The sequence below is a fragment of the Collinsella sp. CLA-ER-H4 genome, from assembly GCF_040092395.1.
Classification (GTDB): Bacteria; Actinomycetota; Coriobacteriia; order Coriobacteriales; family Coriobacteriaceae; genus Collinsella.
The window spans coordinates 191,555-206,692 of record NZ_JBBNLQ010000001.1; the positions used below are offsets into that span (position 1 = coordinate 191,555).

Consider the following 15,138-nt stretch of genomic DNA (forward strand, 5'->3'; position numbering starts at 1 on the left):
AGTTAACCTCAATCAACTTATCATTGATGTGTTAGCCATGGCTCACAATCAAGCCAGGCGTGGACGTTTCTGCAAAGGAAAGGGACGCTTTTGCAAATGCGGCGGGCAGCGACCGACATAACCGAGCTCTACGCACCGCAGTTTGAGCAGTTTGGCCTGGAGCTTACCGGCAAGGGCGCCGTCTTTACCGGCGAGGTGGCAAACGACCGGGCGCACGGCCGCGCATGGATCATGCCTCTCTCCCCTGCCTGCATTGTCATGGAGCATTTCATCACCCCGACGCACGATATGTACTTGGCCGAATACACACCCGAGCCATACGCCTGCGTGAGCGAGGTCAGCGCGCCCACACTTACATGCATGCCCGAGGCTGGCATAACGCCCGCGAACCTTAAACCATTGCATGGACCGTGGCCAAACAATGCCGTTTGCAGCTTTATCCAAGATAGCTGTGGCGAGGAATTAAGCCCGCTGTTTGCGGGGGAGCTTTATCACTCGCGCTCGGTACTCTTTTTGCCTGGATATTTTGACGAACTGGAGCACCGCTATCCCACCGAGTTCGCGGGAATCTTTGAGGCGTTTGCCGAGCCATGGCACGAGGAAGCGACGTCTGCTATCTGCCACACGCTGCGCCGGATTAACGAGGACCGCGCGCGCACCGTAGGCGGACACGTTTATATGCAGGGCATCGTGGAAACCATGGTCGCGGAGCTCGCCTGTTCGCGCGCGGCCCACAAGCAGGCGCGGCAGGCGGCAGACACACGCGTCAGCATAACCATTGCCGAAGAAGCAACGGCAATGATTGAGCGCGCGCTCGACAAAGGCAGACGTGTGGGTATCAACGAGATCGCCGAGCGGCTCTACACAAGTCGCTCCAAACTCTGCGCCACCTTTAAGGCCCAAACTGGCGAGTCCCTGGGCGCCTACATTCGCAGACGCCGCATGGAGCGAGCACAGGACCTTCTGGCCGATAGCGCGCTCACGATAGCGCAGGTGGCAGAGCGGCTCGACTACCCTCAGCAGGCCGCCTTCGCCCAAGCCTTCAAACAATACACCGGCATGACACCCACGGCTTGGCGAAGCAAGCATCGCTAAGGCCCAAGCTCCCTGGCCGTAACGGAGCGATTAATTAGCCGCCGCCCGTCAGCTCACCCAGGATCTAAACGTCAAGATGTGCACAATCAAGCGCCTTTTTGATAAGAGGGACAGATCGATCAGCCAAATACAACGGAATGTTGAGCACCCCGTCGTCGAGCTTTAGGTTCTTAAGTGAGTAGCGGACCCTCAATGGAGTCGTCTCCGCATGCTTGTCGGCATAGTACTTAAGGCTCTTGGAATGAACGACCTCTCCCGATTTGACCTCGACGGGAACGATTTCGTTTCCGACTTGAATCAAAAAATCGACTTCGTGCTTCGGCTTCTCGTTTGTCCAATAACGCGGAGCAGCATCTAACTGTGAAAGTAATGCCTGAAGCACATAGTTCTCGGCGAACGAACCTTTGAACTCCGAAAATAGCGCATCCGAGATGGCAAAAGCGGACGCATCCAGCCTTGCCATGCGGCGCAGCAAGCCGACATCAAGACAGTAGACTTTAAATGCCTTGAGGTCATCGTATGCAGAGAGCGGCACACCACCGGCAGCATTAAGGCGAACCGCCGTGATGAGCCCAGCATCGGCAAGCCATTCCAGAGCATCCTCGTATTCTCGAGCACGAGCCCCCTCGCGCACCGCACCCCAAACGAACTTTTTGTTCTCGCGCGCCAACTGAGCTGGAATCGAGTTCCATATTTGTGAAAGCTTGGCGAACTGCGCACGGCCACCATGCTTGGCAAAATCGCGCTCGTAGGAATCCAAGAGATCAGACAACACCTTATCGACCTGAACGATATCGCCCGTCTCCACCCACCGGCCAAGAGCCTCTGGCATGCCGCCGCATGCAAAATAACGACGAAGATGCTCGACGAGACGGACATGGAAGAAATCGGGCACTGTCTCGATCTGATCCAGGCCGCCAAGGTATTCGTCGTAGTTTGCAGCGCCCTCGGCTTTCAGAAACTCGGAAAAGCTCATGGGGCGCATCTCCATGAACTCGACCTTTCCCACCGGAAAAGCGCTGGTCTCACGGGACAAGCGAACGCCCAACAAAGACCCTGCGCATGCGACGTGATACTCGGGGGCCTCGTCACAGAAGTATTTAAGGGCGCCGACTGCAGAAGGACAATCCTGGATCTCATCAATAATAAGCAGCGTTTCGCCGGGATCGATAGGCTGTCCAAGTGCCAGGGAAAGATTTGAGATGATCCGTCGAGGATCGCGCGTACCTTCGAAAAACTGAGCGTACTCGCTCTGTACCCCAGGTGACGGCTCCTCGAGCGTCAGATACACATAATTGATGTACGAGGTTCGGCCGAACTCCTTAAGCGCCCACGTCTTTCCAACCTGGCGCGCCCCCTTAAGGATAAGCGGCTTACGATATTCTGACGCTTTCCAAGCGTTAAGCTTGGCAATGATATCTCGCTGCATGACCGAACCTCCCGCAAAGAAACTTCCGTAAACGTGATATTTCTCACATTTTACCTTAGGTAAAACGTGACATTTATCACATTTACGGAAGTTTTAAGCTCATTTCGCCACACTTTCATCACATTTATTGCAATGTGACAAAGGGGCAGTCCCTTTGTCACCCGCACAAAAATGGACGCGCCAACGGCGCGCCCATCCACTCTATTTATATCAGCCCGCCTGACCCGAACGGCCGAGTCGTTGCAGAACCCGGGGGCCCCGGCAGGGCGGGTGCTTCCTCAAAATGAGTTCCACACGCAAAGAAGGCCACTTAATGTGGCCTTCGTCTTGCGCAGGACTGTTCGAATTTTTGAGGAAGCACCCGCCCTGCCGGGGCCCCTCGGTTCCCGCTTACGAGAGCGACGTTCTCAGCAACTCGTTGAAGAGCTTCGGATTGCCCTTGCCGCGGCTCGCCTTCATGCACTGGCCCACCAAAAAGCCGATGACCTTCTGGTTGCCGTCACGATACTGCTGCGCCTGATCGGCACAGTTTGCCAGCACCTCGTCCACGATCGGCTGCAGCGCGCCGGCATCGCTTACCTGACGCATACCGCGCTCGTCGACGATCTTGTTAGGGTCGTCACCGGTCTGGGCCATGGCCTCAAAGACCTCGTGCGCCTGGTTGGAGCTGATGGCATCGGTCGCCAGCAGCTTGGCGAGCGCTGCCACCTGAGCCGGCGCGATGCCGGACTCGGCGAGCGACACGCCTGCGCCCTTAAGGTAGGCGATCATCTCGTTCACCAGCAGGTTTGCGACCGTCTGGGCCTCCTTGCCGGCCATACCGGCAGCGGCGACCTCAAAGAACTCGGCAAACTCCGGGTCGCCGGCGATTTGCTCGGCATCGGCCGCCTTAATGCCAAAGTCGGCCTCAAAACGAGCGCGCTTGGCATCGGGCAGCTCCGGGATCTCGCCACGGCAGCGGTCGATGAACTCGTCGTCCAGATCGAACGGCGCCAGGTCGGGATCGGGGAACAGGCGGTAGTCGTCTGCCGTTTCCTTCACGCGCATGACCACGGTGCGCTTGCGGCTGGGCTCCCAGTGGCGGGTCTCCTGATAGATGATGCCGCCCTCCTCGAGCACCTCGGCCTGGCGGCAAATCTCGTAGGCAAGGCCGTCGTGCAGGCTCTTAAACGAGTTGAGGTTCTTGAGCTCGGTCTTGGTGCCCAGCTTGGTCTCGCCGCGGCGACGCAGCGACACGTTGCCGTCGCAGCGCATGGAGCCCTTCTCCATGGAGCAGTCCGAAATGCCCAGCGTCACAAAGATGCGACGGAGCTTTTCCATAAACAGGCGAGCCTCCTCGGGCGTACGCAAGTCGGGCTCAGTCACGAGCTCAATCAAAGGCGTGCCGCAGCGGTTGTAGTCGACGAGCGACTCGGCCGCGGCGGTAATGCGGCCCTCGGCACCGCCCACGTGCACCATCTTGGCAGCGTCCTCCTCCATGTGGATGCGCAGGATGCGGATGGGCACCGTGTAGGAACCGTCCTCGCGACGCTCGGGCATCTGCAGGTTGGACGCGTCGTAGCTGGCCAGATGGCCGGCGCGCTGGTTGCCCTCGCGCATGGTCGACGTCATGGACGTGGACAGGCCCTCGGCGTTGGCCGAAGCGCTCGCCAGGCTCTGGGCCTCGGCCTCACCAAACGCGCAGTCGGGGCGCTCGGCGGCACCGCGACCAGTCACGTCCAGATCCAGGTGACCGTACATGGCAAAGGCGACCGGACCCTGCGTGGTCTGGAAATTCTTGGCCATATCGGGATAGAAGTAGTGCTTGCGGTAGAACATCGAGTGGCGCTGGATCTCGCAGTTGGTGGCGAGGCCGGCCTTGACGATGCTCTCGATGGCGCGCTTGTTGGGCACCGGCAGGGCGCCGGGCAGGCCCAGGCATACCGGGCACACGTTGGCGTTGGGCTCGTCATCGTGGCTGAGCTTGCAGTTGCAGAACATCTTGGTATCGAGTGCGGTGAGCTCGGTATGGATCTCCAGGCCAATCACGGCCTCCCAATCCTGCAGGACCTCGGAAAGTTCCTTCATTACAGCTCGCCCCCCTTCCCGGCAAAATCGGGCGCGACGGAAAGCGCGGGCGCACCCGTGGCGGCATCGGCAAAGCCGCGCTCCAGGGCGCGGGCAAACGTGAGCAGCTGACGGTCCTTAAACGCCGGACCAACCAGCTGGGCAGAAACGGGCAGCTGAGTATCCTCGCCCAGGCCCAGCGGCACCGAGATACCACCGTTGCCGCAAATGTTGAGCGAAATGGTGTACAGGTCGGAGAGGTACATCTGCGTGGGGTCGCTGATCTCGCCAAACTTAAAGGCCGTGCGCGGCGAGGCGGGCATAAGGATGGTGTCCACCTTGGCATACGCGGCGTCGTAGTCCTGCGTGATGAGCGTGCGGGCCTTTTGCGCAGCGTAGTAGTACTTGTCGTACACGCCCGAGCTCAGCAGGTAGGCGCCGAGCATCTGACGGCGCTTGGCCTCGGCGCCAAAGCCGTGGGCGCGCGACAGCGAGCTCTGATCGGACAGGTTGGCGCAGCCCTCCTCCTGATAGCCGTAGCGAATGCCATCGAAGCGGGCCAGGTTGGAGAACGCCTCGGCCGGGCCGATAACGTAGTAGGCGGCGATGGCGGCGTCCAGGTGCGGCAGGTCGACCTCGACCAGCTCGGCGCCCTGGTTCTGCAGCTCCTGGGCGGCGCGCTGAACAGCAGCCTTGACCTCGGACGTCAGGCCCTCGGCTTCCATAAACGCGGGGATGATGCCCACGCGCTTGCCCTCGATGCTGTCGTTGAGGTGATCGGTAAAGTCGACGGCGCAATCCTGGCTGGTGCAGTCGTACGGATCGTGGCCCGCGCCGGTAAGCGCATTCATGGCCAGCGCGACATCCTCGACCGTACGGCCAAAGGGGCCCACCTGGTCGAGCGACGAGCCAAAGGCAACCACGCCGTAACGGCTCACGGCGCCGTACGTGGGCTTAAAGCCCACCACGCCGCACAGCGACGCCGGCTGGCGAATGGAGCCGCCGGTGTCCGAGCCCAGCGAGAGCGCGACCTCGCCCGCCGCGACGGCGGCAGCGGAGCCGCCCGAGGAACCACCGGGCACGCGCTCGGTATCCCAAGGGTTGTTGGTGCGATGGAACGCCGAGCTCTCGGTGGAGCTGCCAAAGGCAAACTCGTCCATGTTGGCCTTGCCCATGGGTAGGCAGCCGGCATCGAGCATGCGCTGGACGCAGGTGGCGGTGTAGACGCTCTGGTAGTCCCCGAGCATGCGGGAAGCGCAGGTGGTGCGCGTGCCCACAAGGTTCATGTTGTCCTTAATGGCCAGCGGCACGCCCGCAAGCGGGGGCAGCGGCTTGCCTGCGGCACGGTCGGCATCCACGCGCGCGGCGGCCTCGAGCGCAAGCTCGGGCGCCACCTGCAGGAATGCCTGGACCCCGCCCTCGCGCGCCTCGATGGCGGCAAGGGAGGCCTGGGCCACCTCGGTAGCGGTAAAGTCGCCGGCGGCAACGCCCGCGGCAATCTGGGCGGCGGTAAGGGAATCGAAGCTCTGCGCCATTACTCGCTCTCCCCCTCTCCCAAAATGGACGGCACGCGGAAGTAGCGGTCGCGCGCGCTGCCGGCGTTTTCGAGCGCAACGTCGAGCGGCAGATCGCGCTCGGGCTCGCGCAGGTCATCGCCCATCACGTTGGACAGGCTTCCGATAGGATGGAACGTGGGCTCCACGTCGGGTAAGTCATATTGCAGGACGGGCTCGAGCATCTGGACGGCGTCGTTCATGTAGGACGTCATCTGGGCGAGCTCGTCATCGGTCAGTGCGATCTTTGCGTACTCGGCGATGCCGCGCACGTCTTTCTCGCTGAGTGCCATAGGCGCTCCCTTCCGCATAACAGTTAAACCGCTCTAGTATACAGGGCAACGCCGGCTTGGAGCAGGCGCTTTACCCAAATGCAGCGAAAACGTAACGAGAGCGGCGGTTGGCAGGCGGCGGGCCGGCGGTTCTGCAGCGAAACCGCACCGTCCATAGCGAAAACCGTCTCGACCACAACGAAGCCGTCCCGCCCGCAGCGAAAAGCATCACAACATTCGACACTTTTCGTCAAAATCGAGATTTTCATCGAATGTTGTGATGGTTTGGAAGCCCCCGACCACCACAAAGGCGCCTGTCCCCTTTGTGGTGGTTCTGGAGAATGTCTTATGCCGAGACCTTGGCCTTGCGGCGCTTGCGGACCGCATGGATCACGATGTCCAGCAGCAACAGCACAATGGCAACGACCACAATGAGCACGGCAAACTCGCGCTTGCCCCAGTGGCGGCCGGCCAGCGACTTTTGCTTGTCGACGTCCTTCTTGTTGTACTTGGTGCGCACGCAATGCACCAGCAGGCGATGGTCGTTCACACCATAGGGCGTGCAGGTGACGAGCGTCACCTTGTCGGCGCCGGGCTCGATAGTCAGCGACTCCATCTCCTCGGGCAGCACGACCTCGGAGTCCACCATCTTGTAGGCGAGCGTCTTGTTCATGGTGTGCAGCAGCACCAGGTCGCCGGGTTCCAGCGAGTGGATGTCATCGAACATGCTCAGGTTGCGCATGCCCGAGTGCGCGGTGAGCACGCAATGCGTCGAGGTGCCGCCCACCGGCAGGCTCGTGCCCTCCAGGTGGCCGACGCCCGCCATAAGGACTTCTTCGCTCGTGCCGTGGTAGATGGGCATGCTTACATCGATGGAGGGGATCTCGACCCAGCTCATCATGGGGTCTCGGTCAAAGATGAGCTGCTGAGCGTAGGGCTCGATCTGGTCGGCGGGGAGCTCGGTGGCCTCGCCCGCCAGCTGCTCGTTAAAGGAGCGCGCCTGGAGCAGGATGCGCTCGCGCTCCTCGGCAGACAGCGCGTCCACGGTGCTGGACACAGTGCTGATCTGGTTGAACACGCCCGAGGCCTCGAGCCGGTCCAAGATCCACGGCCAGGTCATAAGGCCCACACCAATAAGGATGATGACGATGGTGATGAGCCGGTCGGCCCAGCGCGGCAGTCGCTTGCGACGGCGCTTGGGCTTTGGTTGAGGTTTGGGCTGAGGGCTTGAGCCGCCGTTGTCCGCGGCGTTATTGCTCTTCATATGTTTGGCGCCCTGCACCATCACCGGTCACTCCTCTACAGCTCATGTTGTCTAAACAAATAATAGCCGATTCGCGAGCTTCCACGCCGGACAACGCAGCTAGACTGCACCGTCCAGTCGAGGATAAGCCTACATTTGAGTTTTCAAAATGTCCCGGATCGGCGGGGCGATTCGGGATACAATGTCAATAGAAAACGACGCACCCCGCGTAAGTGTACGAGAGCGCGGGCGGCCTAGTTTTCTGGTTTTGTTAAATGCCCGGGCTCCGAACCCCGGGCATTCTTATTTGCGCTTGTTGCGGCGCAAATGCCTTCTACCGTCCGCACCGCGCGTGCGCCTACGGACCTTAAACCGAACCTCATACGAGTCAAGAAACGCGATGACGGATGAGTCCGCATCGGACGGTGGAGGCTGCCTGTGTTGTCCAAAAAACGGGGCAGACTCCAGTGCGGAGTCTGCCCCGAAAAGAGAATGACAAAGCAAGAACGTCGATGGACGAGAAAAGTGTCCGCAAGTCTCATGGCCATCACATCCCACCTGCCAAAGGGATGGGTGAGCGAGCGCTACTCCTGCTCGGACTCCTCAGCCTGCTTACGGCTGCGGATGAGGTGAGCCACGCCGATGCACAGCACCGCGCCACCAGCGATCCAAGTGAAGGTCACACCGTTAAGACCGGTGAGGGGGAGGCCAACCTGCTTGGTATCGCCAACGGTGATGTTGAAGATGCCGTCCGTCTTCTCCGAGCCAGGCTTCACCGTCAGGCTGTTATCTCCGGTGTCGCCATAGGTGAGGCCGGCGATAACCTTGTCGCCCTGGCCAGTCGTAAGTTCTCCAGTGAGCCCAGTAAGACCAGCATCCGGATCATCGTCCTTCATGCTCGGCTTGATCTCGAAGGTGAAGGGGTCGACCTTAGCGTAACCAGAGGGGGCAGAAACCTCCGTGACGGTATAGGTGCCGGCGTCGAGACCAGTAACCTCGATGATGCCCTCGCCATTGGTCACAAACTCTTTGGGCGTTTCACCAAGGGACCCATTATCCTGGACAAACAAATTCGTGGATGCAACATCGTCTGCCGTGGTGGCCTGGATGGTGAACCTGGCGCCTTCGAGGGCCTTCTCGGTGCCCAAGTCGACCTTATTGATCCTGAGGCCGTAGGTGTAATCCTTGACCGTGTCAGGCTTGGTCTCGCCGCGCTCGCTGGTCATGGGGTTATTGGAGTAGTTGAGCGTCACGGTGTTCTCGTTACCCTCGGTGCCCGCGACGACCGCATCCTTGTTGATTTGCGCCTTATAGGAGACGACGATGTAGGAGTCCTTGTTGACGTCCGCGACCTGCTTCAGATTCTCGCAGGTCCACGTCGTTGTTTTGCTGCCATCGGCAGCGGCCGTGGCGGTCAACTCATTGAAGTTATCAGTAATATCCGTACCATCCGTGCGGGCGAGATCGCCCTTCGCGTCATCCCTGTTCTTATACAGGTAGACCTTAGCGCCCTTCTGCAGCGTCAGGCCCTTGGAAATCTTGTCGGAGAACTGATAGAAATACGTGTCGTACTTGTCGTAGTTCTCGGCAATGGTGCCGTAAAGGTTGTACGTCACGTTCTGGCCGATCTGGGAATCGGCAGCATCGTGCTCTGCATTATTGGCATCGCTTACGATCTTCTTCTCGACGGTGGGGACGCCCGTTTTCTCAGTGATGTTAACGGGCTTGCTTCCCACGACAGTGAAAATGGGAGACGTGCCCGCCTCGCCGACCCCGATGGTGTCAGCAGCGGTCACGAAGAGCCAGTAGCCGTGCCCAAGACCGGAGACGGTTTTGTTGTTCGTCTTCGCGCTTTCGGTAAGGCCGTCCACGGCGTCGGCAATCTTGTACGCAACGGAATTGGAGTCTACGCGGGTTGTCTTACCGGTTACCTTCACATTATTCGCGATCCAGTCCGCGGCGTCCTGGGCAGTCGCCCCCGCATAGGTCTCATCCTCTTTCCTGATGACGCCCTCGACAGCATCCTGCACCTCAAGGCTTGCCCACGTAATGTTGCTGACACTTCCATCGTCGGCGACATCAGCATTAAAAATCTGATAGCCCTCGAACTCGGTAGTGTTACCATCAACGTTCTTGATGGTCACCGAGCCATCCGTACCCTCAGCAAACGCCATGGTCACCGGGGCCATCACGCCGCCGAAGCTCAGCGCTGCTGTGAGACCGGCGGTTACTGCCAGGCGTGCGATGTTCTTGCTCATGCTCATCTTCTTTTCCTCTGCTTTCTGCTCGAATTCCATTTGATCTAAATCTGTCTGTCTGTGTCTTAGCATCTGTTTCGCTACGTCTCGCCCCGCTCTCTGCGGGGCTGCCAGCTACTCTTTATGGCTGCCACCTCCCCGCTTGACCAGGAGCGCGACCACGATGAGCGCGGCTCCGGCGACCGCTGCGGCGGCCGCGGCGTACATTGCCATATCGCCAGTCGAGGGCATAAAGCCTCCGGTGGTAATGCTAGGGGGTGTGCCGGTGGGCGTGTTGATGAGCGACGCCTCCAGGCTGCCCGTCGACCCGTCCGCGCTGTCGGCGCGCAGGGGCGACTCGGCCGTGATGGTGAGTTTGGGCTTGGCAGCGGCCACCTGATCGACGTCCAGGCCCTCGGCCTTGACCGTCACGGAGCGCGCGCCCTCAAAGGCGGCGTAGCCCTTGGGTGCCTTGAGCTCGCGGATCTCCAGCTTGCCCGAGTCCACGCCCGAGACGGTCACGCGGCCGTCCTCGCCCGTGGTGACGGTGGCCTTGCCCTCTGCATCCCACGTGCCGTCGGCCGCCAGCGTGCGACCGCGGTCGTCGGCGATGCTCAGGACCGCCCCGGCTAGCGGCTTGTCGCCGTCGCTGCCGCGCTTGGTGAGCGCGAGATCCCAGGTGTAGGCGCACGCGTCATCGCTCGGCGTGCGGGTGAAGCCGGCGTCGCCGGACTGGTCGGCAAAGGGAGAGCGCGGGTAGCGCAGGTAGACCTCATTGGGGTTGCCCTTCGCGATGCCGTGGTTGCATGCGCTGTTGAGCGGCGCGTTGTACACGGCGACCACGCGGGCGCCCGCGGTGAAGGCGTCGGCCCCGCCGAGCGCGGCGATCAGGTCGCCGGTGCGCACGGTGAAGGTCTTACCGTCGGCCGAGACCCTGCACTGGGCCGTGATATCGGTCCAGCCCTTCGCGGGCTCGGTGCCGGCGCGCCCGTCCTTGCCGGCCGAGACGGCACCGAAGCCGCCGTCCGCGCCCGCCGCCACGTACACGCGCATGCTCGCGGCGACCCTGGAGGGGTCGAGCCCCGCGCTCATGGTGTCGACGAACTGCACCGCGTAGGCGTCGTAGGCGGTAAGACCCGCCGGGACCGTGGCCGAGAGGCGCCAGTACAGGTCGTCGGCGACCGTGGCGTCGGCGGCCTTCTGCCAGGCGGCGGTGCCGTCCTCCAGCACGTGCTTGGCGACCTTGGGGGTCGCCGCCTTGGGCTTGACGGTGACGGCGCTGCCGCCGACCAGGGCCATGATCGGCGCGGTGCCGGCCTCGCCCTGGGCGATGGCGTCGTCGTCGGCGACGATGAGCCAGTAGCCACAGGGCAGCTTGGCCTCCGTACCCGCGTTAAGGGCCGCGAGCTCGGCGCCAGAGTTCTGGAGGGAACGAGCGAGCTGTGCGCTCAGCGCGCTCGTAAGGTGGGAATCGGTGTTGAGCCACTCGGCAGCTTCCTGCGCGGTGGTCTGGGATTTGGGCATGCCGGCGCTGTGCAGCACGGGCAGGACGGCGTCGCGCGCGGCGTCGCTTGCCCAAGCGAGGTCGGTGGCGATCTTGGCGTCGCTGTCGCCGTCGACGACGTTGGCGCTAAAGATCTGGTAGGCGTCGTAGCTGCTCGCCACGGTGCCGCTCACCGTGATGGAACCGGTCGAGGTCGGCGCGGCCTGCGCGGAAGCGGGGAACACAACCGCGCAGGTGCCGATCAGGAGGGCAAACAGCGCAAACAAGATCGGGAAGGAGCAAACTTTCTTATTCACGACGCTCGCCTCCCTTCGCATTCGCCTTGCGGCGAATGTGCATCCAGGCCGCAGCAGCGCAAAGCACCGCCGCGCCGGCAAGGTATGTCAGAGTGACGCCCGACATACCAGAAAGGGGCAAAGAGGTGGAGTAGGTGTTGGTGAAGGTGGAGGCGGGAATGGCGGTTGGGCCCGCGCCGGCGGAGGTTTGAACCGCGACGCCCTGCCCGTTCTTGCCAAGGGTGTTGCCCATGTCGTCCTTCATCTGCGTAACGGTGGTAGAGGTGGTAAGACCGGTGTACTTGCCAGTGGTCTCATTCATGACGGCCTTCACCGTGACGGCAACCTGGTACTCGGCCTTGGAGTAGCGGAGCTTATCGATGGCACCGGTGGTAGGCGCGACCTCCTTCACCGTGTAGGTGTAGGTCTTGGCGTAATCTTTATTGGTGCCTGCTTCAGTGGACAGGTGCGACTTGTTGAACGTCATGGCGCCAAAGGTCGCCGTGATGTTGTTGAGCTTGGCGGCATCGGTCTCCCCTGCCTTTGGGGCAACAGAAATCTTGGGCGCTTCGGGCATGGGGACTTTGGCTGCATAGTCACCCGTAGCCACAATGCTGAACTCGAACGGCACATAGCTGCCTTCGTCGTCCTTCGGCCAGTCCGTATTGCGAACGGATTTGGTCACCGGGATCTTCACGGACGTAGCGCTGCACTTGTCGGAGATGTACGTAGTGCCACTAACGATGCTCGGCTGCTCGTTCTCTTTCCACGTAATGGAGCCGTTTGTGCTGTCCACCGTGAACTTGTAGGTGTTCTTGTTCAGTTCGTAGCCAAACGGAGCCTGGGTCTCCGTGAGCGTGTACGTGCCCGGCAGCAGACCGGCCAATGTGAACTTGCCATTCGTGTCGTCGGTATCGGCCCAAGTGGTTTCGCTCGAAGCCGACTGATCGCTCACGGTCCAAGACTGCGCCTCGGTCGTACCTTCGGCACCCAGTTTCGCAAGCTTCCACTCGGAACCAGCCAAAGGAGTGTATCCCTTGTCTCCTTCCTCAACCTTGGTCCAAGACACCGTACCGGTGATCTTGGTGTTGGAGATGGCGCCCGTGGTGTTGGAATCATCGAATGAAACGAGCTCATTTCCGTTCACCGTGTCCACATGACCCTGAACATAGTTCACCTGCTCGCCGGTGTTGTTCATGGTTGCGTAGTAGATGGTGTCCGACTTCTGATAACCAGCCGGCGCCTTGACCTCGCGAATGTAGTACGTGAAGTAGTCTTTATCGTTGGGATCGCCAATTTTGGCCTTCTGATTCAAATAGTTGAACTGAAGCTCGCCATCATCCGAAGAGTAATCATTGGCACCGCCATCCGTTACCGTAACGATGGGATTCGTTTCATTCTTGGCATCATCGACAGTGCCGTATATCGTCCACGAGGAACCAGAAAGCGGCGTCATGCCGTCCGCAGCGTCGACCTTGCTCCACGCAACGGCGGAGCCGTCGGGCGTATACGACCCAGACCACGGGAAGTTGTGACGCTCCTGATCCATATCGATGACGGAAGCCGAGTTACCCTCACCAAATGCTGCGGCAACCTTCGGGCTGTTCATTGAGAAATCGACGCCCACATAAACGCGGCCGTTGGTAGTCACATGGTCGTCGAAACTTCCGTTGGGAACGAGAATCGATCCGATCATAGCCGCCGCAGGATCGTCGTCAGTCCACTTGGCACCGGTGGCTGTGCCGCCGTATCCCCAGTCCGCGCGGTTTTCTCCCGCGATGCCGCCTCGAATGGTAAGGCTGGTGGTATCGACGAAGTTCCACATGATGGACTGGGAGGCCAGCGAGTATTTCGCGTCAAGGTCTTTCTTGGCGTACTGACTCTCGTAACCGCGAGATATTTCTGTATCTCCCCACCAGAAGCGCCAGCCGTTGTGGAACTCGACAGGATTAGTACCTGTAACGTTCACGACAATGGATGCGCCTTCGGGGATATTGGTGAACTTAAAGTCGACGCCGCGGTAGTAGACGCCATCCTTCAAGTTGGAGAGCTCGGAACCGGCGATGGTGAAGACCTGTTGCATAGAAGTTCCATCGCCGGTAAAGGTGATGAGTCGCTCGGTGTTGCGAATCTTATTGCTCGGGATTCCGGTATCGAGCGCACCGGAAACAGACTTGCCGCTACCATCGTCGCTACCATCGAATTTGAGTGTATAGCTTGTTCCGTCGTTATTGTACTTGTTGATGACGTAGTTGCTATTAGGCTCTGCAAAGCCGTTGACATCCACCTCGCCGGTATCTTCAAACGAGTCGAGCTGTTTCGATAGCTTCGAGAGGTATCCATTTGTACCGTTATAGCTCGAATAATCGCTACCGTTGACATTAGTCAAATCAACAGCTTTATTGAACAGGGTGCTTTCCAGAGCAGACAAGCCCTCGTACCAATTACCCTGCATTGTCACCACAGACTGGCGTTTATAGTCGCTATCGCGCCAGTATGTGATGGGGCCTGCGATTTGCGCGGTGTAGGCAAAGCCGGAAGGAGTCGCGCCCTCAGAAGGTCTCTGCTGTCCGACCCAAGCGCCTTTGTTCCAAGCGCCAACGGTAGTCGCCCCCGGCAAGTTGCCGTTGTAACCAACGCTCATTTTGGTGATCGCACTGTCGATTCCGGCGACCGCAAGCACGGTGCTGCCGTAGACAGGACGGAACTGGGAACCAAAACCAACGGTGCCAAAGCGGAAACCAGCGCCGCCACTATTATTATAGGGCCAGCTCTCTTTGAGTGGATTCATGGCAAGCTTGCCACGGACCACGGTAAGGCCCTCCGCCTCAGCGGCATATGAGCCGGTGGGGGCGTTGTCCGCATCAAGATCGATAGTGCCGTCGCTCGGCTTATCGCTCGGCTTACCACCGATGTACATGTCGCGGCCGACGTAGGTGGCCACGCCGGGATCAGGGGTTGAGACATTGATATTCGTACCGATACCGATAGACGTGGGAACGTAAATTCCCGGCTTCACGGTGGCCGTCGCTCTCGCTGAAGCCGCATTCGCACTCTGAGCCTGCTCAGCACTATTTGAAGAGCCAGTCTCGTCGCCCTCGGTCTCGTCACTATTCTGGTTTTCGGTATCCCCGTTGTTGGTGTTGTCTACATCAGTAGACTCACTTGAGGAACCCCCCCCCCATCACAGTTTCCTCAGCAGAAACCGTCTGGACATCGTTGGCAATGGCCTGCGAGATCGGGGGCATGACGAGCGACAGTACCAGGCTCAACACGGAGGCTCCGCACAAAACGCCTGCCAGTACACGGCGCGTCGCTTTTTTACTCTGCTTAGTTTTTTCTGAATTCGCTTTCATCGATGTCTCCTCCCCAAGAGACCGCGATCTTGCTCTTTCACTATCAAACGTATCTGCGCAATCTGTAATTGCGCACGCTTGTAGTACATATTATAACGATTGTTTGAACATCTAAGCAAAAATACCGA

The 15,138-nt window shown here is 60.1% G+C and carries 10 protein-coding genes; 1 reads left to right on the forward strand and 9 read right to left on the reverse strand.

Going from position 1 to position 15,138, the window contains the following annotated elements:
• The first annotated feature begins 96 nt into the window (after positions 1-96).
• Positions 97-1,095, forward strand: coding sequence for a helix-turn-helix transcriptional regulator (locus AAAX34_RS00840; protein ID WP_349109695.1), 999 nt, complete (start codon positions 97-99; stop codon positions 1,093-1,095).
• Positions 1,096-1,159: 64 nt separating this feature from the next.
• On the opposite strand, the gene AAAX34_RS00845 is transcribed toward AAAX34_RS00840, so the two are convergent.
• From AAAX34_RS00845 to AAAX34_RS00885, 9 genes are all read right to left on the reverse strand, one after another.
• Positions 1,160-2,524, reverse strand: a complete 1,365-nt coding sequence (locus AAAX34_RS00845) for an ATP-binding protein (protein WP_349109696.1) — start codon at positions 2,522-2,524, stop codon at positions 1,160-1,162.
• A 390-nt stretch (positions 2,525-2,914) separates the two neighbouring features.
• Positions 2,915-4,591, reverse strand: a complete 1,677-nt coding sequence (gene gatB / locus AAAX34_RS00850; protein WP_349109697.1) for an Asp-tRNA(Asn)/Glu-tRNA(Gln) amidotransferase subunit GatB — start codon at positions 4,589-4,591, stop codon at positions 2,915-2,917.
• Complete coding sequence (gene gatA, locus AAAX34_RS00855; protein ID WP_349109698.1) at positions 4,591-6,105, reverse strand: Asp-tRNA(Asn)/Glu-tRNA(Gln) amidotransferase subunit GatA; 1,515 nt, start codon at positions 6,103-6,105, stop codon at positions 4,591-4,593. Before gatA ends, gatB begins: the two co-directional genes overlap by 1 nt.
• Positions 6,105-6,416 (reverse strand): Asp-tRNA(Asn)/Glu-tRNA(Gln) amidotransferase subunit GatC, encoded by a 312-nt coding sequence (gene gatC, locus AAAX34_RS00860; RefSeq protein ID WP_035136890.1) that lies wholly within the window; start codon positions 6,414-6,416, stop codon positions 6,105-6,107. The genes gatA and gatC overlap by 1 nt, the downstream gene beginning before the upstream one ends.
• Positions 6,417-6,741: 325 nt before the next feature.
• The gene (locus AAAX34_RS00865; RefSeq protein WP_349109699.1) at positions 6,742-7,659 is read right to left on the reverse strand and encodes a class C sortase; all 918 of its coding nucleotides are present in this window, start codon (positions 7,657-7,659) and stop codon (positions 6,742-6,744) included.
• 563 nt (positions 7,660-8,222) lie between these two features.
• Positions 8,223-9,935: an isopeptide-forming domain-containing fimbrial protein gene (locus tag AAAX34_RS00870; RefSeq protein WP_349109700.1), complete on the reverse strand. Its 1,713-nt coding sequence runs from the start codon at positions 9,933-9,935 to the stop codon at positions 8,223-8,225.
• 75 nt (positions 9,936-10,010) lie between these two features.
• Entirely contained in the window at positions 10,011-11,675 is a 1,665-nt protein-coding gene (locus AAAX34_RS00875) for a SpaA isopeptide-forming pilin-related protein (protein ID WP_349109701.1), read from the reverse strand.
• Positions 11,668-14,673: a SpaA isopeptide-forming pilin-related protein gene (locus tag AAAX34_RS00880; RefSeq protein WP_349109702.1), complete on the reverse strand. Its 3,006-nt coding sequence runs from the start codon at positions 14,671-14,673 to the stop codon at positions 11,668-11,670. Before AAAX34_RS00880 ends, AAAX34_RS00875 begins: the two co-directional genes overlap by 8 nt.
• Positions 14,674-14,815: 142 nt before the next feature.
• Entirely contained in the window at positions 14,816-15,010 is a 195-nt protein-coding gene (locus AAAX34_RS00885; RefSeq protein ID WP_349109703.1) for a hypothetical protein, read from the reverse strand.
• Positions 15,011-15,138: the final 128 nt, after the last annotated feature.

What these genes read in the sequence shown, in the direction of transcription:
- AAAX34_RS00840 (WP_349109695.1), top strand. Translation starts at nt 97, where the DNA reads ATGCGGCGGGCAGCGACCGACATAACCGAGCTCTACGCACCGCAGTTT.
- gatC (WP_035136890.1), bottom strand. Translation starts at nt 6,416, where the DNA reads ATGGCACTCAGCGAGAAAGACGTGCGCGGCATCGCCGAGTACGCAAAG.
- gatB (WP_349109697.1), bottom strand. Translation starts at nt 4,591, where the DNA reads ATGAAGGAACTTTCCGAGGTCCTGCAGGATTGGGAGGCCGTGATTGGC.
- AAAX34_RS00845 (WP_349109696.1), bottom strand. Translation starts at nt 2,524, where the DNA reads ATGCAGCGAGATATCATTGCCAAGCTTAACGCTTGGAAAGCGTCAGAA.
- gatA (WP_349109698.1), bottom strand. Translation starts at nt 6,105, where the DNA reads ATGGCGCAGAGCTTCGATTCCCTTACCGCCGCCCAGATTGCCGCGGGC.
- AAAX34_RS00885 (WP_349109703.1), bottom strand. Translation starts at nt 15,010, where the DNA reads ATGAAAGCGAATTCAGAAAAAACTAAGCAGAGTAAAAAAGCGACGCGC.
- AAAX34_RS00870 (WP_349109700.1), bottom strand. Translation starts at nt 9,935, where the DNA reads ATGGAATTCGAGCAGAAAGCAGAGGAAAAGAAGATGAGCATGAGCAAG.
- AAAX34_RS00865 (WP_349109699.1), bottom strand. Translation starts at nt 7,659, where the DNA reads ATGAAGAGCAATAACGCCGCGGACAACGGCGGCTCAAGCCCTCAGCCC.